Here is a 20,566-nt window from a genome sequence, read left to right as displayed (position 1 = left end):
AATGCAACCTTCTTTCTCTCTGCTGCATGGGCCGAAAGACACCCTGATATTGTCGAACGAATCATGAAAGATGGACATGAGATTGGTAGTATGGGCTATAATTACACATCCTACAATTCACTAGAAGCAAATGAAATACGAAGAGATCTTTTGCGAGCGCAAGATGTTTTTACGAAACTTGGCGTAAAACAAGTCAAGCTATTACGCCCACCTAGTGGCGACTTTAACAAAACAACCCTTAAAATAGCAGAATCACTCGGATACACCGTCGTTCATTGGAGTAACAATTCAAATGACTGGAAAAATCCCGGCGTAAATAAAATCGTTTCCACAGTCTCTAGCAATTTAAAGGGTGGAGATATCGTCTTATTACACGCTTCTGATTCTGCTCTTCAAACAAATAAGGCTTTACCATTACTCTTACAAAAATTAAAGAGCGACGGATATGAACAAACATCTGTATCACAACTTATTTCCAACACAAGTACGAAAAGCGAAGATATTAAGTAGTTCCTTTCTACACGATTCTTCACACATAAAAAGCTCCGCTATCTTAATGAAAGATAGCGGAGCTTTTTTATCCTGAGATTTACAAATAATAAAATGATAAAAACCTGGCTAATTACAAATCCACTCTCTCCTCATTAAGCTGACTTACTCTTTTGTCCAATTAAACGATGCAATACAAGTAACTGATATGCATTACATAATAGAAGTGGTATCACCATTAAATATAACCAATCTGTGTCATTAATCCGGAGCGCTGGTACCCATTCAAGAATTGTTACAACAACCATAAAGAACAGAGCGGGCACAAATGCTTTTTTATTCGTTTCTTTACTCTTTATGTATGCGACAATTGCTCCAAATACAAATAACATCCCCGCAACAAGTATGTTATTCCCTAATGAAACTTCCCCATTCGCAATAAGTACTGACCTTAAATAAACGAAATCAAACAATACGAACGCAATAAAGAAGAGTTGCACCGTATTCCATAAAGCCGATGACCGAAACATCCCTAATCCAAAACGATGGATTGTTAAATACGCAAAGAACCCCATTTGACTTATAACACTAAAAATAAATCCTACGCCCATCAACCAAAAAGAAATTGCTAAAATCTCTTTTCCGTCGAAATTTTGAAAAAATTTAGCGTACTTGTCCCACTCTAAAACAAATCCAATTAAGACTGTGCTAATCCCACCCAGAAATAACGTCGTAAAAAATAGTCGTACCCACTTGCGGCTATTCACAACACATCCCCCATTATTCTTATATTTCTAATTAAATTGTATCAATGACAATTTCAAAAAGCTAGCCATGTTAATGTATAAATTCCTTAAAGAGATTTATATTAAAAAAAGAGAACTGTGCTGAAAGGAGCTCCAATTTATGAAACGGCTGCTGCTCGTTTTGATTTCTTCTTTTCTATTTATCGCACTAGTGGCATGTGCACAAGAAAAAGAAGCAAAATCCGAACTTGATTATGATCAAACAAAAAAAATGATTGTTGATATTTTAAAAACAGACCAAGGAAAAAAAGCGATCCAGGATGTATTAACTGATGAAAAAATGAAACAAGCACTCATACTAGATGAAACAGTAGTAAAGAAAACGATTGAAGATGCGATGGTATCCGAAAAAGGGCAACAATTCTGGGGAAAACTCTTTAAAGACCCTGAGTTCTCATCGAAATTTGCTAAAAGTATGGGAAAAGAACAAACAAACTTAATGAAAACTTTACTAAAAGACCCTGAATACCAGTCAGGTGTTATAGAGATTATGAAAAATCCTGAAGTAGAAAAAATTATGTTACAAACAATGAAGAGTAAAGAGTATCGTCAATATTTACAACAAGTACTAACCGAAACTGCCGAAAGTCCACTCTTCCAGGCTAAGATGATTGACATCATTAGTAAAGGTGTACAAAAAGCTGAAAAAGGCGGGTCTGATAAAAAAGGTGCAGGCGGTGAAGGTGGTTCTCAAGGTGGGAACAAAGAACAATAATAAAAATTATAGTAATGAGTGGACAATGTATATATTGTCCACTCATTACTACTTTACTTTTGTGTAACAGCTGTTTTATCAATAACTGTCTCAGCTATCGAACGATAAATAAGACCAGTTGTATGTGTATCTTCATATACTGACGGCGCAAAGTCCTCTTTATTCCAATCCGGTTGTTGAAGTGGAATTCGACCAAGCACATCTGTTTGGAGTTCCGTAGCTAATTTATCTCCTCCACCTCTTCCAAACACATACTCTTTTTCACCAGTTGCTTTACTTTCAAAATACGCCATATTTTCAACAACACCAAGAATACTATGTTCTGTACGTAAAGCCATAGCTCCAGCACGCGCTGCTACAAATGCAGCTGTTGGATGCGGCGTTGTTACAATAATCTCTTTGCAAGCCGGCAACATCGAATGCAGATCTAAAGCAACATCACCCGTACCTGGTGGTAAATCCAATACTAAGTAATCTAAATCACCCCATTCTACTTCTGTGAAAAAGTGATTTAACATTTTCCCAAGCATCGGTCCTCTCCAAATAACTGGTGCGTTATCTTCTACAAAGAATCCCATTGAGATCACTTTCACACCTAGACGCTCCACCGGTATTATCTTATCCCCTCTTACGATTGGACGTTTCTCTATACCCATCATATCCGGTACACTAAAACCGTAAATATCCGCGTCAATGATACCGACCTTTTTCCCTAAACGAGCTAAAGCAATTGCAAGGTTAACGGAAACAGTCGATTTCCCTACTCCACCTTTTCCACTTGCCACTGCTAAAAATGTTGTATGTGAGTTCGGTGATAATAAAGATTCACTTTTCTCTTCCTCTTGCGGTGGTGCAAACTGAGCTAATTCCTCTTCTGTAAATTCTGCAAAACGAAGTCCAACTGTTGTTGCCCCAAGTTCTTTTACTAACTTTACAATTCCAGACTGCAACTGCATTTGTTCCGCTGTACCTGTTTTTACAATTGCAATTTTAACACTTACATGTTCCTTCTCAGGCTTGACTGTTACCTCTTTAATTGCATTTGTTTCTTTTAACGTTTTATGTAAAAACGGATCTACAATCCCTTCCAACGCTTCCACTACCTGCTCTTTTGTTACCATAATTAGCCCAGCCCCCTGTATGAAAAATAACGTAATGCTAATTGAATTTATCTCTCTTTATTTTTGAAATAAATGCGTTTACATTTCCAGTATAACATATTTTCGGAAAACTTCGTTAACGAGAGAAACTCGAAAAATCCTCCTTATTCCGGAGGATTTCCTTTTTCTGTGAAATAACGTAATATACCACGATATATTGCAGCTGCTACTTTTTGCTGATACTTCTCCGAATTTAGCATATACCTTTCATTCACATTCGACAAAAAGCCAGCCTCAATTAAAGCACCCGGTTTTTTAGCATACTTCAATAAGTACACGTGAGGAATTGTTTTAGCAGAACGATTCGTATTTTCTAAGCTCGTTCTCAATTCAGCCTGTATAAATTTCGCAGCCCGTTCATTTTCAATTAAAGAACGGTAATAGAACGTTTGTGCGCCTTTAGATCCACCGCTAGTTAGAGCGTTTAAATGAATGCTTGCAAAAAAGTCTACATCAGGCTTATTAATAATCTCTACACGCTTTTTTAAGTCCTCTGCTTTACGCCTACTATATGACTTTGTATCTTTGTTAGCTAAATCATAATCTCCTTCACGAGTTAAAATAACTAACGCACCTTGTTCTTGTAAATAATCTTGTACTTTTTTTGTAATCTCGAGCGTAATATCTTTTTCTACAATATCCTTTCCACCAACAGCCCCTCCGTCTGGACCACCATGCCCAGCGTCTAGCACGATCACTTTCCCTGATAAGGGCAAATTCCAAGCTCGCCACGATTTTGTAATTTGAAATTCTTGTTTGACTAAAAAAAACAAAACAACCGCAGCGAGCGCAAAAGAGATAATTCGAATTCTCTTCATACCTTTCCTCCTCCAGCTAGTCCCTCTAATTACTTATATGGGACAAGAGGAAAGTTTATGCTTGTCTTAGTGTAGCTTTAATCGATATCTTCGTTCACCTTTTTCATACCCTTCCTGCCACCACAGGCCGATAAACTGCTGGCAAGATTCAAAAAGTAATTCCTCGTCTTGCAATTTAATTTCACGCATAGTCATACTTGTTAAAAATTGAAATAATGTTTCAGTTAATTGTTGCTCTTCTTCTAAGGCTCTATATTTCACATCAAAAAATGATTCACCATAATAACCAAATTTACTGTATCTCGCTCCTAATAAATAAGATTCTATCCCTAGTTCAATACAATAATCTTCATACTGACGATGAAGTTCTTGCATCTGAAAGGCATCACGAATATTTGAGCGCAATGTTTTTAATGATAATTCTCGCAGCATCTTACGCTCGTATTTTAACTGCTTTTCTTTTTGCTTTTCTTGTAAGCTGACAATGACATTCATAGTACGTATAAACCTCCCTAATACTTATTAGTCTAAACTTCTAAAGAAGAAGCATACGCGAGGCCGTAGCACTAAAATATTCCAAGCTAAAAAAATTGCAAAAGAGGAATTAAACATAAAAAAACCCCAACCAAAATGGTTGGGGTTTGTAGTTCGCAAAAATTAACGTTTTGAGAACTGAGGTGCACGACGTGCGCCTTTAAGACCGTATTTTTTACGCTCTTTCATACGTGCGTCACGAGTTAATAGACCTGCACGTTTTAGTGTTAGACGGTATTCTGGATCAGCTTTTAATAAAGCGCGAGAAATACCGTGACGAATAGCACCAGCTTGACCAGTGTATCCACCACCATTTACGTTTACAAGTACATCGTAGTTACCTAAAGTTTCTGTTGCAACTAGAGGTTGTTTCACTACTTCACGTAATGCAGCAAATGGGATATAGTTTTCAAAATCACGACCGTTAATGATAACGCGTCCTTCGCCTGGAACTAGGCGCACGCGCGCTACTGAACTCTTACGACGTCCAGTGCCATAGTATTGAACCTGTGCCAAAGTAAGCCCTCCTTTAATTGATTATCCGCGAAGTTCGTAAACTTCTGGTTTTTGTGCTTGGTGTGGATGCTCTGCTCCAGCATACACGTTTAATTTCTTAGATACTTGACGTCCTAAACGTCCTTTTGGAAGCATCCCTTTAATTGCAAGCTCTAACATTTGTACAGGGTAGTTTGTACGCATTTCTAGAGCTGTTCTTTGCTTAAGTCCACCTGGGTGGTTAGTGTGACGGTAGTAAATTTTATCGTTTAATTTATTACCTGTTAAATGAATTTTCTCAGCGTTAATAATAATTACATGATCACCCGTGTCAACGTGTGGTGTAAATGTAGGTTTGTTTTTACCACGTAAAATGGATGCTACTTCAGTAGATAGGCGACCTAAAGTTTGACCTTCAGCATCAACCACATACCATTTACGCTCAACTTCGTTAGCTTTTGCCATAAAAGTCGTACGCATGTGTTTCCCTCCTCGTTATCTTTTCCATAGAAAAAATCTATTGTTTATCTTAAACACGATTTCCTTCCGGGGCTAATCGTGGTTTTAGAAACAATACCATATGTTATGATATACTTTTGAGTTTCTAATGTCAAGCAAATGTTACACCAGGATTAGTTGTTATAGTTTACCTGCCATAAGTAAAGTCCATGACCTGGAGCCATCTTTCCAGCAAACTGGCGATTTTGTTTCGCTAAAATCTCTGGAATGCTATCAGGATCAAGCTTTCCTTGCCCTACGTTCAGTAACGTACCAACAATAATTCTGACCATATTATATAAAAATCCATTACCTACAAAACGAAAAATTAATTCGTCGTCTTGCTCAATTAACTCAATTTCATAAATTGTTCGCACTTTATCTTTTTTGTCAGTTTTTGCCGAACAAAAAGAAGTGAAATCATGCGTTCCAATAAAATAAGGAATCGCTTTTCTTATAGAGTTTATTTCAAGTGGATATGGATATTGATATACGTAATTTCTACGGAATACATCCGCAGTCTTTGATAATAATACACGATAACGATATTCTTTTTTCTCGACACCGTAACGCGCATGAAATTCTTCTGTTTTTTTCTCTACCTGTCTGATAACAATATCATCTGGCAACATTGTGTTTAAAGCATTACTCCATTGCCACTCTGCAAGAGACAAAGGGGTATCAAAGTGTATCACTTGTCCTTTTGCATGAACGGTAGAATCTGTTCTGCCCGATGCTTGAACACGAACAAGTTCTCCTTTATGCAATTTCTGCAATGCTTTCTCTATCTCTTGTTGAACAGTACGATGCTGCGGCTGAATTTGATAACCACAAAAATGCATGCCATCATATGCAACCGTACATTTTATTCTATCCATTTCTTTATTCTCCATTACGATCGCACCCATGCCAAAATACAAGCTAAACAAAGTAAGCTTATAATCGTTACTGTATCACTTGTTTTCCAGCGTAGTTGCCTAAATTTAGTGCGTCCTTCGCCACTTTGATATCCACGAGCTTCCATCGCAATCGCTAAGTCCTCTGCACGCTTAAAAGCACTAATAAATAGCGGAACGAGTAGTGAAATAATAGCTTTCATCCTATCTTTTATCGGTCCCCCGGCGAAATCAATGCCACGTGACGCTTGTGCTTTCATAATTTTACTCGTTTCATCCATTAATGTCGGGATAAAACGTAGTGAAATTGACATCATTAATGCGATTTCATGAACAGGAACTTTTATACGCTTCAACGGCTTTAATAACGTCTCCAACCCATCTGTAATTTCAATAGGTGTCGTCGTTAACGTTAATAATGTCGTCATTAAAATAATAACGAAGAATCGTATAGAAATGTATATCCCTTGCTCTAATCCTTTTTCATGTATCGAAAACCAACCAAGCTGGAATAGTACTTCCCCTTCTTTATTTGTAAAAATATGCAGGAAAAATGTAAAAAGAAAAATCCATAGAATTGGTTTTAAGCCCGAAAGTACATAACGAATCGGCACTTTTGCAAAAAATAAAGCAATGAGTGCATACAAAAATAAAAATCCATATGAAATCGCATTATTTGCTAAAAAAACAACAAATACATATAAAAAGACAATCAACAGCTTCGTACGAGGATCAAGTTTATGAATGACTGACTGACCTGGAATGTATCTCCCAATGATCAACTGCTGCATGATTCATGACCACCTTTTCGTAACACCTGTACAACTTCATGAGTAAGATCCTCTAAAGATAAGGTAGCCTTCGAAATTGAAATACCAAACTTTTCTTCAATTGCACGTTTATACTTTAAAGACATCGGAAGATCCACACCAATTTTCTCTAATTCATCTGCGTGTGAAAATACTTCCTCTGCTCTTCCTTGCAAAAAGACCGTTCCTTTATGCATAACCACAATTTGATCTGCATACTTAGCGGCATCCTCCATATTGTGGGTGACAAGAATGACTGTAAGCCCCTGTTCCTTATGAAGCTTGTAAAACATCCCCATGAGCTCGTGCTGTCCTTTAGGATCAAGCCCTGCTGTAGGTTCATCTAATACAAGCACTTCGGGTTCCATCGCAAGTACACCTGCTATTGCAACGCGCCTCATTTGCCCACCGCTTAGCTCAAACGGAGAACGTGCTAATAACTCTATGTCCAATCCAACAAGCTGGATTGCATCTTTCGCCTTTTGTTTTGCCTCTTCTTCAGATACACCAAAATTAGTAGGACCAAAACAAATATCCTTCTCAACTGTCTCTTCAAATAGCTGATGTTCTGGGAACTGAAAGACAACCCCTACTTTTTTTCGTAGTGGTTTAAGTTTCTTTTCTTTCTTCCCTGCTGAAATTAAATGTTCGCCAATTTGAACCGTACCATTTGTCGGCTGTAATAAACCATTTAAATGTTGAATCATCGTCGACTTTCCTGAACCAGTATGACCAATAATGGCATAATAGCCCCCACTTGGAAACGACACGTCTACATCGTAAAGTGCGCGTCTTTCAAATGGAGTTTTATATTGATAACGATGTTCTACTTTTTGGAATGTAATCTCCAAAGTTCGTTCACCAAGCTTTCCATTGTAAGATGCGTATTGTGCAAGTGAATTTCATTTCTTTTTAATAATTCTGCTATTTTCACCGAAAAAGGTACATCTAATCCAATCTCTTGGAGCATATGAGAGGATTTGAAAATTTGCTCTGGAGTACCTTCCTCTAATATTTCTCCCTTGTTCAAAATAATAATACGGTCTGATTGTGCCGCTTCTTCTAAATCGTGCGTAATCGATAACACCGTAATACCCTTTTGATTAACAAGTTGTCTAACCGTTTCTACTACTTCAAGTCTCCCCTGAGGGTCTAACATTGAAGTTGCTTCATCTAGTATTAAAATAGATGGCTGAAGTGCTAAAACACCTGCTATTGCGACTCGCTGTTTTTGTCCGCCAGATAACGAATGGGGTTCATCATTAAGAAAATCTTCCATACGGACCAGTTGCAGGGCTTGTTCTAGTCTTTCTATCATCTGCTCCCTTGGCATTCCGATATTTTCTAGACCAAATACAACGTCATCTTGTACTGTCGTTCCAACAAATTGATTATCAGGATTTTGAAATACCATCCCAATTTGTTTTCGAACATCCCATACCGTTTCCTCTGATAAAACCACTGTATCATTTACAGTAATGGTCCCTGATTCCGGTAAAAACAAACCATTCAATAATTTTGCAAGTGTAGATTTACCTGAACCATTTTGTCCAATAACAGATACCCATTCTCCTTCATATAAGGAAAATGAAACATCTTTTAATGCATAAGAGGCTGCCCCAGGATATTGAAATGATATATTTTCTGTCCGAAGTTTCTCTTTTTTCAATACAAGGCACCCTTTCCTTCGCCAAGTTAGCCTATTTTTTATATTTAAAAAAAAAGGGCCATGACCAGTTACTTGAAAAGAACTGTCCTGCCCTTTTAATCATCATTATACTAACTCGATAATTACCATTGGTGCTGCGTCTCCGCGACGTGGACCAATTTTTGCAATACGAGTGTATCCGCCTTGGCGCTCAGCATAGCGTGGAGCTACATCAGCGAATAATTTTTGAAGTGCATCTTGACCAGTCTCAGCGTTAGCAACTTCATTGCGAATGAAAGCTGCTGCTTGACGACGAGCATGAAGATCTCCGCGTTTACCTAAAGTGATCATTTTTTCCACTACAGAACGAAGTTCTTTTGCACGAGTTTCTGTCGTTTGGATGCGCTCGTTGATAATTAAATCAGTAGCTAAATCACGTAACATAGCTTTACGTTGCGCACTTGTACGGCCTAATTTTCTGTATGCCATTCGTAGTTCCCTCCTTTGTTGATGGGTTTAAATCCTCAGTCGTCTTTACGTAAACCTAAACCTAATTCCTCAAGTTTATGTTTAACTTCTTCTAAGGATTTACGTCCTAAGTTACGAACTTTCATCATATCTTCTTCTGTTTTGTTCGCAAGCTCTTGTACAGTATTAATTCCTGCACGTTTTAGGCAATTATAAGAACGAACAGAAAGATCTAGTTCCTCGATAGTCATCTCAAGAACTTTCTCTTTTTGATCTTCTTCCTTCTCGACCATAATCTCAGCATTTTGTGCTTCATCAGTTAAACCAACAAAGATATTTAAATGCTCAGTTAAGATTTTGGCACCTAAAGAGATAGCTTCTTTTGGCCCGATGCTTCCATCCGTCCATACATCAAGCGTAAGCTTATCATAATTAGCCACTTGTCCGACACGTGTCTTTTCCACTTGGTAAGTTACACGTGATACTGGAGTATAAATAGAATCAATAGGAATTACTCCTATTGGTTGATCTTCGCTTTTATTTGCATCAGCTGGCGTATACCCACGGCCACGCTTTGCAGTTAAACGCATGCGGAAATGCGCATTTTTTGCTAACGTTGCAATGTGTAAATCTGGATTTAAGATTTCTACATCACTATCATGAGTAATATCAGCAGCTGTGACAATACCTTCGCCCTGTACATCAATTTCCAACGTCTTCTCTTCTTCAGAGTAGATTTTAAGAGCTAACTTTTTCAAGTTTAAGATGATCGTCGTAACGTCTTCTACTACGCCCTCAACTGTTGAAAATTCATGTAATACGCCATCGATTTGGATAGCAGTAACAGCGGCACCAGGGAGTGAGGATAAAAGAATACGACGTAAGGAGTTACCCAAAGTAGTACCATATCCACGCTCAAGCGGTTCAATTACGAATTTACCATATTTAGCATCTTCGTTAAGTTCAACCGTTTCGATTTTCGGCTTTTCGATTTCAATCATTAACTAAACCCTCCTTCAAAACGTCGAAACCCCGGTTAAACAAAGGGATACCCCCTGTCTAACCGAAAGTCCCCCTTAGGCAGTTCCCGATTGTGCACAACAAGCGATGTTTCTGTACGAAATTTCTCGATAATGCATCATATCCATTATAGACAAAAGGGAAAATTCTATACAGAAAAATTACACACGACGACGTTTTGGTGGACGACATCCATTATGAGGAACTGGAGTAACATCTCTAATTGCTGTTACTTCTAGACCTGCAGCTTGAAGAGCACGAATTGCAGCTTCACGACCAGCACCAGGACCTTTAACAGTAACCTCTAAAGTTTTTAAACCGTGCTCCATTGCAACTTTAGCAGCAGCTTCAGCAGCCATTTGCGCAGCGAATGGAGTAGACTTACGAGATCCACGGAAACCAAGTGCACCAGCACTAGACCAAGAAAGTGCGTTACCATGAGTATCTGTAAGTGTTACGATTGTGTTGTTGAAAGTAGAACGAATATGAGCTATACCAGCTTCAATATTCTTTTTCACACGTTTTTTACGAGTGTTTGTTTTACGTGCCATTGTTAGTTCAACCTCCTTTACTTATTATTTCTTTTTATTTGCTACTGTACGACGTGGACCTTTACGCGTACGAGCATTGTTTTTAGAGTTTTGACCACGAACTGGTAAACCACGACGGTGACGAAGACCACGGTAAGAACCGATCTCCATTAGACGTTTAATGTTAAGAGATACTTCACGACGAAGGTCTCCCTCAACTTTAATACGATCGATGATATCACGGATACGTCCTAGTTCGTCTTCCGTTAAGTCACGAACTCGTGTTTCTGAAGAAATACCAGCTTCAGTAAGAATTTTTTCAGCAGTTGTGCGACCAATGCCGAATACGTAAGTTAAAGAAATAACAACGCGTTTGTCTCGAGGAATATCTACACCTGCGATACGTGCCATTCTGAATGCACCTCCTTCTGATTAACCTTGTTTTTGTTTATGTTTAGGGTTTTCACAAATAACCATTACTTTTCCACGTCTACGAATAACTTTACATTTTTCGCAGATTGGTTTAACTGACGGTCTTACTTTCATGTCTCGAACCTCCTTAAAGATTACGGAGTGCTATATTATTTAAAACGGTACGTAATACGACCACGATTTAAATCGTACGGAGATAATTCTACCGTAACTTTGTCTCCTGGTAAAATACGAATGAAGTTCATACGGATTTTACCAGAAACGTGAGCCAATACGACATGCCCATTCTCTAATTCTACTTTGAACATAGCATTTGGCAACGTTTCAAGAACGGTACCTTCGACTTCAATTACATCATCTTTAGCCATTCAATAGTTCTCCCTTCTTCAAATCAGTAACATTTTACACTGCTCTGAAATCCCGGAGAGCCAGCTACTTATAAAGTGGTAAGGATTTCGTATCCTGCTTCTGTAAGAGCAATCGTGTGCTCAAAATGTGCACACCATTTACCATCTACCGTTACCACTGTCCAGTCATCAGATAGTGTTTTTACATATCGTCTTCCTTGATTCACCATCGGCTCAACACAGATGACCATTCCCGGCTTTAATCTAGGGCCTCTATTTGGTGGACCATAGTGCGGGATTTGAGGGTCCTCATGTAAGTCTTGCCCGATTCCGTGACCAACATACTCCCTAACGATCGAGAATCCATTCTCTTCAGCATGGGTTTGAACCGCATGTGAGACATTTGATAATCTTTCGCCTGGTTTTACTTGTTCTAGACCAAGATACAACGATTTTTCTGTGACATCAAGTAGCTTTTGAACAGATTCAGAAATGTTTCCAACTGGATACGTCCATGCAGAATCTCCATGGTACCCATTGTATTTCGCACCAATATCGATACTGATGATATCGCCCTCTTCGAGCTTGCGCTTCCCTGGAATTCCGTGTACAAGCTCTTCATTTACAGAAGCACATATGCTCCCCGGAAATCCGTTGTATCCTTTAAAAGATGGCGTAGCACCATATTTTCGAATCGTCTTTTCCGCTATTTGATCGAGCTCTTTCGTTGTAATTCCTGGAGTAATATGCTGTTTCAACTCTTGATGAGTTAAAGCAACGATCCTGCCAGCTTCTCGCATGATTTCTATCTCGCGAGGAGTTTTGCAGATGATCATTACGCTAAGCCTCCGATGAGAACATCGATATCAGCAAATACTTTATTGATATCTTGCTCACCATTAATGCTTTGTAAGTAACCAAGCTCCTCGTAGAAATCAAGCAAAGGTTTTGTTTGCTTAATATTTACATCTAAACGATTTGCTACAGTTTCTTCATTGTCATCAGAGCGTTGGTATAATTCGCCACCACATTTATCGCACACATCAGCTTTTGCTGGTGGATTGAATTCTAAGTGGTAAGTCGCACCGCACTCTTTACAAATGCGACGGCCTGTAAGGCGTTTTAATAACAAACCTGAATCCACATTAATGTTTAAAACATAGTCGATTTTTTTGCCAAGATCTTTCATAATCTCTTCAAGAGCTGATGCTTGTGCAACAGTTCGTGGGAAACCGTCTAATAAGAAACCTCTTACGCAGTCTTCTTGACTTAAACGTTCACGAACGATTCCGATTGTAACTTCATCTGGAACAAGTGCACCTTTATCAATAAAAGATTTTGCTTGTAAACCCATTTCAGTTTCAGCCTTCATAGCTGCACGGAACATATCTCCTGTTGAAATGTGAGGGATGTTATACTTGGCAACAATCTGTTCGGCTTGTGTACCTTTACCAGCACCAGGAAGCCCCATTAAAATTAAGTTCATCCTTGTTCCCCCTCAGAGTACATGAGCATGTAGGGAAGACAATTCTTCCCACTTACTCACTGCTTGATAAACCCTTTGTAATGGCGTTTTACCAGTTGGCTTTCTAGCTGCTTCATTGTTTCTAAAGCAACGCCGACAACGATTAACATACTCGTTCCACCAATCTGTGCAGATGGAGGAAGATTTCCCAGTTTCGTAAAGATAACTGGTAAGATTGCAATCGCTGCTAGGAAAATTGATCCTACAAAGGTCAAACGATACAAGATTTTTGTTAGATATTGTTCCGTATTCTTACCCGGACGAATACCTGGAACATATCCACCTTGTTTGTTTAGATTCTCTGACATTTGCTCTGGATTAACCTGAACAAACGCATAGAAATATGTGAAGGCTACAATGAGCGCAACATATATGATCATTCCCACTGGGTGAGAATAGTTAAAGTTTGCAATGATCCACTGCGATACATCATGATTCGGGAAGAACTGTGCAATAGTTGGAGGCGTAATTAAGAATGAAACAGCAAAAATGACTGGAATAACACCCGCACTATTTACCTTAAGCGGTAAATGTGTGTTTTGTGCTCCAGCATGATTCCCATTTCCTCCTGTTACACGCTTCGCATATTGAATTGGGATCTTTCTAACAGCTTGTTGAATGAAAATAACACCAACAATAACTGCTAGCACAGCTAGTAAGATCAATGCAACTTTAACGATACTCATGAACAATTGATCTCCGATATTTTGAAACTGTTGTTGATACACTTGAGATATAACACTTGGGATCGCTGCGGCAATACCGCCAAAGATAAGGATGGAAATACCATTACCTACACCTTTAGCTGTAATCTGTTCACCTAACCACATTAAAAATGCAGTACCAGCAGTCAGTACCGTAGCAATGTATAAATAAGTGCTCCAACCAGGATTCAAAATTAATTGCCCACCTACCATACCGTTAAAACCGATTGACATACCAAACCCCTGAATAAACGCAAGAACAATTGTAAAGTAACGCGTGAATTGCGTTAGTTTACGACGGCCCATTTCACCTTGCTTCGACCATTCCGAAAATTTAGGAACAACATCCATCTGCAATAATTGCACGATGATGGATGCTGTAATATACGGCATGATTCCCATCGCGAAGATGGAGAAGTTTTTCAAGGCGCCACCGCCAAATGTATTTAGGATACCTAAGGCATTTAATTGATCTTGTGCTTTCAGTACGTCTCCATTTGTAAATGGCACTGGGATAAACGTGCCAATCCTGAATACGACTAACATCGCTAAAGTGAATAATATTTTACGTCTTATCTCAGCAACGCGCATAAAGTTGGAGATTGTACGAAACATTAGATCACCTCAACTGATCCGCCAGCTGCTTCAATTGCTTCTTTAGCACTTGAAGAGAACTTGTGCGCTTTAACAGTTAATTTTTTCTCTACTGCTCCGCTTGCAAGAATTTTAACACCGTCGTTTAACTTGCTGATAACGCCAGTTTCCAGCAATAATTCAGGTGTTACTTCTGTACCATCTTCAAAACGATTTAACGTTGATAAGTTTACAATAGTAAACTCTTTACGGTTAATGTTTGTGAAGCCGCGTTTTGGTAAACGACGGAATAATGGAGTTTGACCACCTTCGAAGCCAAGACGAACACCGCCGCCAGAACGTGCGTTTTGTCCTTTATGACCTTTACCAGCAGTTTTACCGTTACCAGAACCGATACCACGACCGACACGGTTACGTACTTTACGAGAACCTTCTGCAGGTTTTAATTCATGAAGTTTCATTCCCAGGCACCTCCTTATATTAATGAGTTATCCTTAAGCTTCTTTTACAGTTATAAGGTGAGAAACTTTGTTGATCATACCAAGAATAGCAGGAGTTTCTTCCTTAACTACAGTTGAATTCAACTTTTTAAGACCTAAAGCTTCTACCGTCGCACGTTGATCTTGTGGACGACCAATTACACTACGAGTGAGGGTAATTTCTAACTTTTTCGCCATTTGTTTTCCCTCCTTAACCTAGTAGCTCTTCTACAGATTTACCGCGTAATTTTGCAACATCTTCAGCGCGCTTAAGTTCGCTTAATCCGTTCACAGTAGCGCGAATCATGTTGATTGGTGTGTTAGAACCAAGAGATTTCGAAAGAATATCTTGTACACCAGCTAATTCAAGTACCGCACGAACAGGTCCACCAGCAATAACACCAGTACCTTCAGCAGCAGGTTTTAAGAATACTTCACCAGCTCCAAAATGACCGTTGATTGTGTGTGGAATTGTTGTACCAACTAATGGTACAGCGATTAAGTTTTTCTTAGCGTCTTCGATAGCTTTGCGAATTGCGTCTGGTACCTCTTGTGCTTTACCAGTACCGAATCCAACATGACCGTTTTTATCGCCAACTACAACTAGTGCAGCAAAGCGGAAACGACGACCACCCTTAACAACTTTCGCGACACGATTTATCGTAACTACACGTTCTTCAAGTTCTAATTTACTTGGGTCAATGCGATGCATCAATTTTCCCTCCTTTGACCATTAAAATTGTAATCCAGCCTCACGAGCAGCTTCAGCTAGAGCTTTAACACGGCCATGGTATAAGTAACCACCGCGATCGAATACTACTTCTTTAACGCCTTTCTCTACAGCACGCTTAGCAACTGATTCTCCAACTTTCGTAGCAGCTTCAGTATTGCTAGTACCGTTAAGAGCAAGGTCTTTATCAAGAGTAGATGCACTTACTAACGTTACACCATTTACATCATCAATAACTTGAGCGTAAATATGTTGGTTAGAACGGAACACGTTTAAACGTGGACGTTCTGCAGTACCAGTAAGCTTAGCACGTACACGTGCATGTCTTTTCTTACGAGTCGCATTTTTATCAGCTTTAGTGATCATTCTTGTCACTCCTTTCTCTCACCTAACGGGTTTACTTAGCAGTTTTACCTTCTTTACGACGAACAACTTCGCCTTCGTAACGAATACCTTTACCTTTATATGGCTCAGGAGCACGTACAGCACGGATGTTAGCAGCAAATTCGCCAACACGTTGCTTGTCGATACCTTTGATTACGATTTTAGTTGGTGCAGGTACTTCAACTTCAAGACCTGCTTCCGGAGTCATTTCTACTGGATGAGAATAACCTACGCTTAAAACAAGTTTATCACCTTGTTTTTGAGCACGGTAACCAACACCGACTAATTCAAGTCCGCGTGCGAAACCTGCAGTTACACCTTCAACCATGTTTCCGATTAAAGCACGAGTTGTACCGTGTAATGCACGGTGTTCCTTCTGTTCAGATGGACGCTCAACTGTTAGTGTATTTTCTTCAATTTTGATAGACATATCAGCATTGAATTTACGAGTTAATTCACCTTTAGGGCCTTTTACTGTTACAGTATTGTCTTCTGCAATTGTAATAGTAACACCTGCAGGGATTTCAAGAATCTTTTTACCAATACGAGACATGTGGTCACACCTCCGTTCGTTTTAAATATATATTACCAAACGTATGCTACTACTTCTCCACCAGTTTGTAATTGACGAGCGTCTTTGTCTGTCATTACTCCCTTAGATGTAGAAACAAGAGCGATACCTAATCCGTTAAGTACACGTGGTACTTCATCAGCTTTAGCGTAAACGCGTAAGCCAGGTTTACTGATACGTTTTAATCCAGTGATTACACGTTCATTGTTTGCACCATATTTCAGGAAAATACGAAGGATACCTTGTTTGTTATCCTCGATGTATTCTACATCACGAATGAAACCTTCACGTTTTAAAAGTTCAGCGATCTCTTTTTTGATTTTAGAAGCAGGAACCTCTAATTTCTCATGACGTACCATGTTCGCATTACGGATGCGAGTAAGCATGTCTGCAATTGGATCTGTCATCACCATGTGTTTTACCTCCTTCCCATTTGTGGGTTTTACCAACTAGCTTTTTTAACACCAGGAATTTGACCTTTATATGCAAGTTCACGGAAACAAATACGGCAAAGCTTAAATTTGCGGTATACAGAATGCGGACGACCGCAGCGTTCGCAACGTGTATACTCTTGTACTTTAAACTTAGGAGTACGCTTTTGTTTCGCTATCATAGATTTTTTAGCCACGTTTTCGCCTCCTCTACTTAGCGTTGGCTTCCATTATTTTTGGAATGGCATACCGAATTGTGTTAAAAGTTCACGAGCTTCTTCATCAGTTTTCGCTGTAGTAACGATTACGATGTCCATACCGCGGACTTTGCTTACTTTATCATAATCAATCTCAGGGAAGATAAGTTGCTCTTTAACACCTAATGTGTAGTTCCCACGACCATCAAATGATTTCTTAGAAACACCACGGAAATCACGTACACGTGGTAAAGAAACTGATACTAATTTGTCGAAGAACTCATACATGTGCTCGCCGCGTAAAGTTACTTTCGCACCGATTGGCATACCTTCACGAAGACGGAAACCAGCGATTGATTTTTTAGCACGAGTTACAACAGGCTTTTGACCTGCGATTTGTGTTAATTCTTCTACTGCATTGTCTAAAGCTTTTGAGTTAGATACCGCGTCACCAACACCAGTGTTGATTACGATCTTTTCGATTTTCGGTACTTCCATCACAGATTTATAGTTAAACTTGCTCACTAGAGCAGGAGTAATTTCCTTTTGGAACTTCTCTTTAAGGCGATTCAATGAAGTGACCTCCTTTCTTAAGAAAATTATTTATCTAATAATTCACCAGATTTTTTTGCAATACGAACTTTTTTACCATCTTCTACTTTGAAGCCTACGCGAGTAGGTTCACCTGTTTTCGGATCTAAAATCATAACGTTAGAAACGTGAATAGGTGCTTCTTTAGTAATAATTCCACCTTGTGGATTTAATTGAGATGGCTTAGAGTGTTTTTTAACGATGTTAACACCCTCAACGATAACACGGTTTTGCTTTGGGAAAGCCACAAGGATAACGCCTTGTTTTCCTTTGTCTTTTCCAGTGATTACCTGTACTTTATCACCTTTTTTTACATGCATCTTAATTCTGCACCTCCTTAGCAAGGCAATACCTTAAATTATAGAACTTCTGGAGCTAAAGAAACGATCTTCATGAAGTTGCTATCACGTAATTCACGAGCTACTGGTCCGAAGATACGAGTACCACGTGGGCTCTTATCGTCTTTAATGATAACCGCTGCGTTTTCATCAAATTTGATATAAGAACCGTCCGGACGACGAGCTCCGCTCTTCGTACGTACTACTACTGCTTTAACAACGTCACCTTTTTTAACAACGCCACCTGGTGTTGCTTGTTTTACCGTAGCAACGATAATATCACCAATGTTAGCATATTTACGACCAGAGCCGCCTAATACTTTAATTGTTAAAAGTTCACGTGCACCAGAGTTGTCAGCAACTTTCAAACGAGATTCTTGTTGGATCATGTTATGAAACCTCCCTTCGGACTAAAAATTCCGATTCGTCTATTTAGATAATAACCGCTTCTTCAACGATTTCAACTAAACGGAAACGCTTAGTAGCAGAAAGCGGGCGAGTTTCCATGATTTTAACGATATCGCCAAGTTTCGCTTGGTTTTGCTCATCATGGGCTTTGTACTTTTTAGAATACTTAACACGTTTTCCGTACAAGGAATGAGTTTTGTAAGTTTCAACTAAAACTGTAATCGTTTTGTCCATTTTATCAGACACAACACGACCAGTATAAACTTTGCGTTGGTTACGTTCGCTCACTATGCAAACCTCCCCTCAATTTATCGATTAATTCCGATCTCTCTTTCACGAACTACAGTTTTCATACGAGCAATCGCTTTACGCACTTCACGGATGCGAGTTGGATTCTCTAATTGTCCTGTAGCAAGTTGGAAGCGAAGATTGAATAATTCTTCCTTTAAAGCTTTAACTTTTGTTTCGATTTCGGCAGTGGTTAGTTCACGAATATCATTAGTTTTCATTAGATTCACCACCATTTTCTTCACGTTTTACGAATTTACATTTCACAGGTAACTTGTGAGCTGCAAGACGTAATGCTTCGCGTGCTACCTCTTCAGATACACCCGCGATTTCAAACATAATTTTCCCAGGTTTTACTACTGCTACCCAGCCTTCTGGTGCCCCTTTACCGGAACCCATACGTACTTCTAGAGGTTTTGCAGTGTAAGGTTTAGAAGGGAAAATTTTAATCCATACTTTACCGCCACGTTTCATGTAACGAGTCATTGCACGACGAGCAGCTTCGATTTGACGGTTTGTAATCCATGAAGCAGCTTGTGCTTGTAAACCGAATTCACCGAAAGCAATTTCAGTTCCACCTTTTGCACGACCACGCATTTTACCACGATGCTCTCTACGATATTTTACGCGTTTTGGCATTAACATATTATTTTCCTCCTTCCTCAGAAGCTTTCTTTTTTGTAGGAAGGACTTCTCCACGGTAGATCCATACTTTTACGCCTAATTTACCGTATGTTGTATCAGCTTCAACTGCTGCATAGTCAATATCAGCGCGAAGTGTATGAAGTGGAACAGTTCCTTCACTGTAAGATTCTGCACGAGCGATATCAGCTCCGCCAAGACGACCAGAAACCTGTGTTTTAATACCTTTAGCACCTGCACGCATAGCACGTTGAATAACTTGCTTTTGTGCACGACGGAATGATACACGGTTTTCTAATTGACGAGCGATGTTTTCGCCTACTAATTTAGCGTTAAGATCAGCTCTCTTAACTTCTAAAATATTGATGTGTACACGCTTGCCTGTTAATTGGTTAAGAGCTTTACGAAGTGCTTCAACTTCTGTACCACCTTTACCAATTACCATACCAGGTTTTGCAGTGTGAATTGTAACATTTACACGATTTGCTGCACGTTCGATTTCTACTTTAGCAACAGCAGAATCTTTTAAGCGTACAGTAATGTACTCACGGATTTTGATGTCTTCATGTAATAATGTAGCGTAATCTTTCTCAGCGAACCAACGAGATTCCCAGTCACGGATAACACCGACACGAAGACCAATTGGATTAACCTTCTGACCCATCGATTATCCCTCCTTCTTTTCTGATACCACAACTGTGATGTGGCTTGTGCGTTTGTTAATTTGGCTTGCACGACCCATTGCACGTGGACGGAAACGTTTCAACGTTGGACCTTCGTCAACGAAAACTTTTTCAACAACTAAGTTGTTAATATCCATCTCATAATTGTGCTCTGCATTTGCGATTGCAGATTTTAAAACTTTTTCTACAACTGGAGAAGCAGTTTTTGGTGTGTGGTTAAGGATAGCAATCGCTTCACCCACTTGCTTACCTCGGATTAAGTCTACTACTAAACGAACTTTACGAGGAGCAATACGAACTGTTCTCGCTACTGCTTTAGCTTGCATTGAAGTGCCT

At 39.2% G+C, this 20,566-nt stretch carries 36 protein-coding genes (1 of these 36 running past the window's edge); 2 read left to right on the top strand and 34 right to left on the bottom strand.

Annotated elements, in window-relative coordinates; genetic code table 11:
- Positions 1–510 carry the 3' portion of a polysaccharide deacetylase family sporulation protein PdaB gene (gene pdaB, locus LUS72_RS00870; protein WP_097833002.1) on the top strand. Its footprint begins 255 nt before the window's first position, so 510 of the gene's 765 nt are visible here — the last part of the coding sequence; its start codon lies off the left edge, out of view; it ends in the stop codon at positions 508–510.
- A 134-nt stretch (positions 511–644) separates the two neighbouring features.
- Here pdaB and kbaA read toward each other — a convergent pair whose 3' ends face one another.
- Positions 645–1,256: a KinB signaling pathway activation protein KbaA gene (gene kbaA / locus LUS72_RS00865; protein WP_097833003.1), complete on the bottom strand. Its 612-nt coding sequence runs from the start codon at positions 1,254–1,256 to the stop codon at positions 645–647.
- A gap of 139 nt (positions 1,257–1,395) precedes the next feature.
- On the opposite strand from kbaA, the gene gerD reads away from it, so the two are divergent.
- On the top strand, positions 1,396–2,010 hold the full coding sequence (gerD, locus tag LUS72_RS00860) for a spore germination lipoprotein GerD (RefSeq protein WP_097833004.1): 615 nt from the start codon (positions 1,396–1,398) through the stop codon (positions 2,008–2,010).
- Between the two features lie 53 nt (positions 2,011–2,063).
- Here gerD and LUS72_RS00855 read toward each other — a convergent pair whose 3' ends face one another.
- The 33 genes from LUS72_RS00855 to rplV all read right to left on the bottom strand — a co-directional run bounded on the left by LUS72_RS00855 (position 2,064) and on the right by rplV (position 20,556).
- The gene (locus LUS72_RS00855; protein WP_071747335.1) at positions 2,064–3,131 is read right to left on the bottom strand and encodes an Mrp/NBP35 family ATP-binding protein; all 1,068 of its coding nucleotides are present in this window, start codon (positions 3,129–3,131) and stop codon (positions 2,064–2,066) included.
- A gap of 143 nt (positions 3,132–3,274) precedes the next feature.
- On the bottom strand, positions 3,275–3,988 hold the full coding sequence (cwlD, locus tag LUS72_RS00850; RefSeq protein WP_097833005.1) for an N-acetylmuramoyl-L-alanine amidase CwlD: 714 nt from the start codon (positions 3,986–3,988) through the stop codon (positions 3,275–3,277).
- 66 nt (positions 3,989–4,054) lie between these two features.
- The gene (locus LUS72_RS00845; protein ID WP_001101006.1) at positions 4,055–4,483 is read right to left on the bottom strand and encodes a YbaK family protein; all 429 of its coding nucleotides are present in this window, start codon (positions 4,481–4,483) and stop codon (positions 4,055–4,057) included.
- Between the two features lie 162 nt (positions 4,484–4,645).
- A complete protein-coding gene (gene rpsI, locus LUS72_RS00840; protein ID WP_000079986.1) occupies positions 4,646–5,038 on the bottom strand; it encodes a 30S ribosomal protein S9 in 393 nt (130 codons plus the stop codon).
- Positions 5,039–5,059: 21 nt separating this feature from the next.
- On the bottom strand, positions 5,060–5,497 hold the full coding sequence (gene rplM / locus LUS72_RS00835) for a 50S ribosomal protein L13 (RefSeq protein ID WP_001260795.1): 438 nt from the start codon (positions 5,495–5,497) through the stop codon (positions 5,060–5,062).
- 152 nt (positions 5,498–5,649) lie between these two features.
- A complete protein-coding gene (truA, locus tag LUS72_RS00830) occupies positions 5,650–6,393 on the bottom strand; it encodes a tRNA pseudouridine(38-40) synthase TruA (RefSeq protein WP_002094769.1) in 744 nt (247 codons plus the stop codon).
- A gap of 14 nt (positions 6,394–6,407) precedes the next feature.
- Positions 6,408–7,202, bottom strand: a complete 795-nt coding sequence (locus tag LUS72_RS00825; RefSeq protein ID WP_001186537.1) for an energy-coupling factor transporter transmembrane component T family protein — start codon at positions 7,200–7,202, stop codon at positions 6,408–6,410.
- Positions 7,190–8,071 carry an energy-coupling factor ABC transporter ATP-binding protein gene (locus tag LUS72_RS00820; RefSeq protein WP_097833006.1) on the bottom strand — a complete coding sequence of 294 codons (882 nt, stop codon included), beginning with the start codon at positions 8,069–8,071 and terminating at the stop codon, positions 7,190–7,192. Before LUS72_RS00820 ends, LUS72_RS00825 begins: the two co-directional genes overlap by 13 nt.
- Positions 8,047–8,889, bottom strand: a complete 843-nt coding sequence (locus tag LUS72_RS00815; protein ID WP_097833007.1) for an energy-coupling factor ABC transporter ATP-binding protein — start codon at positions 8,887–8,889, stop codon at positions 8,047–8,049. Before LUS72_RS00815 ends, LUS72_RS00820 begins: the two co-directional genes overlap by 25 nt.
- A gap of 105 nt (positions 8,890–8,994) precedes the next feature.
- A complete protein-coding gene (gene rplQ, locus LUS72_RS00810) occupies positions 8,995–9,357 on the bottom strand; it encodes a 50S ribosomal protein L17 (protein WP_000331490.1) in 363 nt (120 codons plus the stop codon).
- A gap of 35 nt (positions 9,358–9,392) precedes the next feature.
- Positions 9,393–10,337 (bottom strand): DNA-directed RNA polymerase subunit alpha, encoded by a 945-nt coding sequence (locus LUS72_RS00805; RefSeq protein ID WP_000569644.1) that lies wholly within the window; start codon positions 10,335–10,337, stop codon positions 9,393–9,395.
- A 180-nt stretch (positions 10,338–10,517) separates the two neighbouring features.
- On the bottom strand, positions 10,518–10,907 hold the full coding sequence (gene rpsK / locus LUS72_RS00800) for a 30S ribosomal protein S11 (RefSeq protein ID WP_000101797.1): 390 nt from the start codon (positions 10,905–10,907) through the stop codon (positions 10,518–10,520).
- A gap of 24 nt (positions 10,908–10,931) precedes the next feature.
- Positions 10,932–11,297: a 30S ribosomal protein S13 gene (gene rpsM / locus LUS72_RS00795; protein WP_000090790.1), complete on the bottom strand. Its 366-nt coding sequence runs from the start codon at positions 11,295–11,297 to the stop codon at positions 10,932–10,934.
- Positions 11,298–11,318: 21 nt separating this feature from the next.
- Positions 11,319–11,432, bottom strand: coding sequence for a 50S ribosomal protein L36 (rpmJ, locus tag LUS72_RS00790; protein ID WP_000868344.1), 114 nt, complete (start codon positions 11,430–11,432; stop codon positions 11,319–11,321).
- A gap of 35 nt (positions 11,433–11,467) precedes the next feature.
- On the bottom strand, positions 11,468–11,686 hold the full coding sequence (infA, locus tag LUS72_RS00785) for a translation initiation factor IF-1 (RefSeq protein WP_001029884.1): 219 nt from the start codon (positions 11,684–11,686) through the stop codon (positions 11,468–11,470).
- Positions 11,687–11,754: 68 nt separating this feature from the next.
- The gene (map, locus tag LUS72_RS00780) at positions 11,755–12,501 is read right to left on the bottom strand and encodes a type I methionyl aminopeptidase (RefSeq protein ID WP_097833008.1); all 747 of its coding nucleotides are present in this window, start codon (positions 12,499–12,501) and stop codon (positions 11,755–11,757) included.
- Entirely contained in the window at positions 12,501–13,151 is a 651-nt protein-coding gene (locus tag LUS72_RS00775; protein WP_001048996.1) for an adenylate kinase, read from the bottom strand. The genes map and LUS72_RS00775 overlap by 1 nt, the downstream gene beginning before the upstream one ends.
- 56 nt (positions 13,152–13,207) lie before the next feature.
- Positions 13,208–14,509 (bottom strand): preprotein translocase subunit SecY, encoded by a 1,302-nt coding sequence (secY, locus tag LUS72_RS00770; protein WP_000490151.1) that lies wholly within the window; start codon positions 14,507–14,509, stop codon positions 13,208–13,210.
- Positions 14,509–14,949 (bottom strand): 50S ribosomal protein L15, encoded by a 441-nt coding sequence (gene rplO, locus LUS72_RS00765; protein WP_000766083.1) that lies wholly within the window; start codon positions 14,947–14,949, stop codon positions 14,509–14,511. The genes secY and rplO overlap by 1 nt, the downstream gene beginning before the upstream one ends.
- A 33-nt stretch (positions 14,950–14,982) precedes the next feature.
- Positions 14,983–15,165: a 50S ribosomal protein L30 gene (rpmD, locus tag LUS72_RS00760; RefSeq protein WP_001085231.1), complete on the bottom strand. Its 183-nt coding sequence runs from the start codon at positions 15,163–15,165 to the stop codon at positions 14,983–14,985.
- A gap of 13 nt (positions 15,166–15,178) precedes the next feature.
- Positions 15,179–15,679, bottom strand: a complete 501-nt coding sequence (rpsE, locus tag LUS72_RS00755) for a 30S ribosomal protein S5 (RefSeq protein WP_000554646.1) — start codon at positions 15,677–15,679, stop codon at positions 15,179–15,181.
- Between the two features lie 21 nt (positions 15,680–15,700).
- On the bottom strand, positions 15,701–16,063 hold the full coding sequence (gene rplR / locus LUS72_RS00750; RefSeq protein WP_000628818.1) for a 50S ribosomal protein L18: 363 nt from the start codon (positions 16,061–16,063) through the stop codon (positions 15,701–15,703).
- A 31-nt stretch (positions 16,064–16,094) separates the two neighbouring features.
- Positions 16,095–16,634 carry a 50S ribosomal protein L6 gene (rplF, locus tag LUS72_RS00745; protein ID WP_000086551.1) on the bottom strand — a complete coding sequence of 180 codons (540 nt, stop codon included), beginning with the start codon at positions 16,632–16,634 and terminating at the stop codon, positions 16,095–16,097.
- Positions 16,635–16,666: 32 nt separating this feature from the next.
- The gene (rpsH, locus tag LUS72_RS00740; RefSeq protein ID WP_000245511.1) at positions 16,667–17,065 is read right to left on the bottom strand and encodes a 30S ribosomal protein S8; all 399 of its coding nucleotides are present in this window, start codon (positions 17,063–17,065) and stop codon (positions 16,667–16,669) included.
- 29 nt (positions 17,066–17,094) lie between these two features.
- Positions 17,095–17,280, bottom strand: coding sequence for a 30S ribosomal protein S14 (gene rpsN / locus LUS72_RS00735; protein ID WP_001085700.1), 186 nt, complete (start codon positions 17,278–17,280; stop codon positions 17,095–17,097).
- A 33-nt stretch (positions 17,281–17,313) separates the two neighbouring features.
- Positions 17,314–17,853 (bottom strand): 50S ribosomal protein L5, encoded by a 540-nt coding sequence (gene rplE, locus LUS72_RS00730; protein WP_071747340.1) that lies wholly within the window; start codon positions 17,851–17,853, stop codon positions 17,314–17,316.
- 26 nt (positions 17,854–17,879) lie between these two features.
- Positions 17,880–18,191, bottom strand: coding sequence for a 50S ribosomal protein L24 (gene rplX / locus LUS72_RS00725; RefSeq protein WP_000558200.1), 312 nt, complete (start codon positions 18,189–18,191; stop codon positions 17,880–17,882).
- A gap of 38 nt (positions 18,192–18,229) precedes the next feature.
- Positions 18,230–18,598 (bottom strand): 50S ribosomal protein L14, encoded by a 369-nt coding sequence (rplN, locus tag LUS72_RS00720; RefSeq protein WP_000615912.1) that lies wholly within the window; start codon positions 18,596–18,598, stop codon positions 18,230–18,232.
- A 43-nt stretch (positions 18,599–18,641) separates the two neighbouring features.
- Entirely contained in the window at positions 18,642–18,905 is a 264-nt protein-coding gene (gene rpsQ, locus LUS72_RS00715) for a 30S ribosomal protein S17 (RefSeq protein WP_000004106.1), read from the bottom strand.
- Between the two features lie 20 nt (positions 18,906–18,925).
- On the bottom strand, positions 18,926–19,126 hold the full coding sequence (gene rpmC / locus LUS72_RS00710; protein WP_000855718.1) for a 50S ribosomal protein L29: 201 nt from the start codon (positions 19,124–19,126) through the stop codon (positions 18,926–18,928).
- On the bottom strand, positions 19,116–19,550 hold the full coding sequence (gene rplP, locus LUS72_RS00705) for a 50S ribosomal protein L16 (RefSeq protein ID WP_000928969.1): 435 nt from the start codon (positions 19,548–19,550) through the stop codon (positions 19,116–19,118). Before rplP ends, rpmC begins: the two co-directional genes overlap by 11 nt.
- A gap of 1 nt (position 19,551) precedes the next feature.
- Complete coding sequence (gene rpsC / locus LUS72_RS00700) at positions 19,552–20,211, bottom strand: 30S ribosomal protein S3 (protein ID WP_000529958.1); 660 nt, start codon at positions 20,209–20,211, stop codon at positions 19,552–19,554.
- 3 nt (positions 20,212–20,214) lie between these two features.
- Positions 20,215–20,556 carry a 50S ribosomal protein L22 gene (gene rplV / locus LUS72_RS00695; RefSeq protein ID WP_001148024.1) on the bottom strand — a complete coding sequence of 114 codons (342 nt, stop codon included), beginning with the start codon at positions 20,554–20,556 and terminating at the stop codon, positions 20,215–20,217.
- Positions 20,557–20,566: the final 10 nt, after the last annotated feature.

The sequence above is a fragment of the Bacillus cereus genome (assembly GCF_025917685.1).
GTDB classification, from domain to species: Bacteria; Bacillota; Bacilli; order Bacillales; family Bacillaceae_G; genus Bacillus_A; species Bacillus_A cereus_AT.
Note: the sequence above shows the minus strand (reverse complement) of the source record. Positions and strands in the feature narration are given on the sequence as shown.

Coding starts and splice junctions, on each gene's coding strand:
- gerD (WP_097833004.1), top strand. CDS start 1,396: ATGAAACGGCTGCTGCTCGTTTTGATTTCTTCTTTTCTATTTATCGCA.
- LUS72_RS00855 (WP_071747335.1), bottom strand. CDS start 3,131: ATGGTAACAAAAGAGCAGGTAGTGGAAGCGTTGGAAGGGATTGTAGAT.
- cwlD (WP_097833005.1), bottom strand. CDS start 3,988: ATGAAGAGAATTCGAATTATCTCTTTTGCGCTCGCTGCGGTTGTTTTG.
- LUS72_RS00845 (WP_001101006.1), bottom strand. CDS start 4,483: ATGAATGTCATTGTCAGCTTACAAGAAAAGCAAAAAGAAAAGCAGTTA.
- rplM (WP_001260795.1), bottom strand. CDS start 5,497: ATGCGTACGACTTTTATGGCAAAAGCTAACGAAGTTGAGCGTAAATGG.
- truA (WP_002094769.1), bottom strand. CDS start 6,393: ATGGATAGAATAAAATGTACGGTTGCATATGATGGCATGCATTTTTGT.
- LUS72_RS00825 (WP_001186537.1), bottom strand. CDS start 7,202: ATGCAGCAGTTGATCATTGGGAGATACATTCCAGGTCAGTCAGTCATT.
- rplQ (WP_000331490.1), bottom strand. CDS start 9,357: ATGGCATACAGAAAATTAGGCCGTACAAGTGCGCAACGTAAAGCTATG.
- LUS72_RS00805 (WP_000569644.1), bottom strand. CDS start 10,337: ATGATTGAAATCGAAAAGCCGAAAATCGAAACGGTTGAACTTAACGAA.
- rpsK (WP_000101797.1), bottom strand. CDS start 10,907: ATGGCACGTAAAACAAACACTCGTAAAAAACGTGTGAAAAAGAATATT.
- rpsM (WP_000090790.1), bottom strand. CDS start 11,297: ATGGCACGTATCGCAGGTGTAGATATTCCTCGAGACAAACGCGTTGTT.
- rpmJ (WP_000868344.1), bottom strand. CDS start 11,432: ATGAAAGTAAGACCGTCAGTTAAACCAATCTGCGAAAAATGTAAAGTT.
- infA (WP_001029884.1), bottom strand. CDS start 11,686: ATGGCTAAAGATGATGTAATTGAAGTCGAAGGTACCGTTCTTGAAACG.
- map (WP_097833008.1), bottom strand. CDS start 12,501: ATGATCATCTGCAAAACTCCTCGCGAGATAGAAATCATGCGAGAAGCT.
- LUS72_RS00775 (WP_001048996.1), bottom strand. CDS start 13,151: ATGAACTTAATTTTAATGGGGCTTCCTGGTGCTGGTAAAGGTACACAA.
- secY (WP_000490151.1), bottom strand. CDS start 14,509: ATGTTTCGTACAATCTCCAACTTTATGCGCGTTGCTGAGATAAGACGT.
- rplO (WP_000766083.1), bottom strand. CDS start 14,949: ATGAAACTTCATGAATTAAAACCTGCAGAAGGTTCTCGTAAAGTACGT.
- rpmD (WP_001085231.1), bottom strand. CDS start 15,165: ATGGCGAAAAAGTTAGAAATTACCCTCACTCGTAGTGTAATTGGTCGT.
- rpsE (WP_000554646.1), bottom strand. CDS start 15,679: ATGCATCGCATTGACCCAAGTAAATTAGAACTTGAAGAACGTGTAGTT.
- rplR (WP_000628818.1), bottom strand. CDS start 16,063: ATGATCACTAAAGCTGATAAAAATGCGACTCGTAAGAAAAGACATGCA.
- rplF (WP_000086551.1), bottom strand. CDS start 16,634: ATGTCTCGTATTGGTAAAAAGATTCTTGAAATCCCTGCAGGTGTTACT.
- rpsH (WP_000245511.1), bottom strand. CDS start 17,065: ATGGTGATGACAGATCCAATTGCAGACATGCTTACTCGCATCCGTAAT.
- rplX (WP_000558200.1), bottom strand. CDS start 18,191: ATGCATGTAAAAAAAGGTGATAAAGTACAGGTAATCACTGGAAAAGAC.
- rplN (WP_000615912.1), bottom strand. CDS start 18,598: ATGATCCAACAAGAATCTCGTTTGAAAGTTGCTGACAACTCTGGTGCA.
- rpmC (WP_000855718.1), bottom strand. CDS start 19,126: ATGAAAACTAATGATATTCGTGAACTAACCACTGCCGAAATCGAAACA.
- rplP (WP_000928969.1), bottom strand. CDS start 19,550: ATGTTAATGCCAAAACGCGTAAAATATCGTAGAGAGCATCGTGGTAAA.
- rpsC (WP_000529958.1), bottom strand. CDS start 20,211: ATGGGTCAGAAGGTTAATCCAATTGGTCTTCGTGTCGGTGTTATCCGT.
- rplV (WP_001148024.1), bottom strand. CDS start 20,556: ATGCAAGCTAAAGCAGTAGCGAGAACAGTTCGTATTGCTCCTCGTAAA.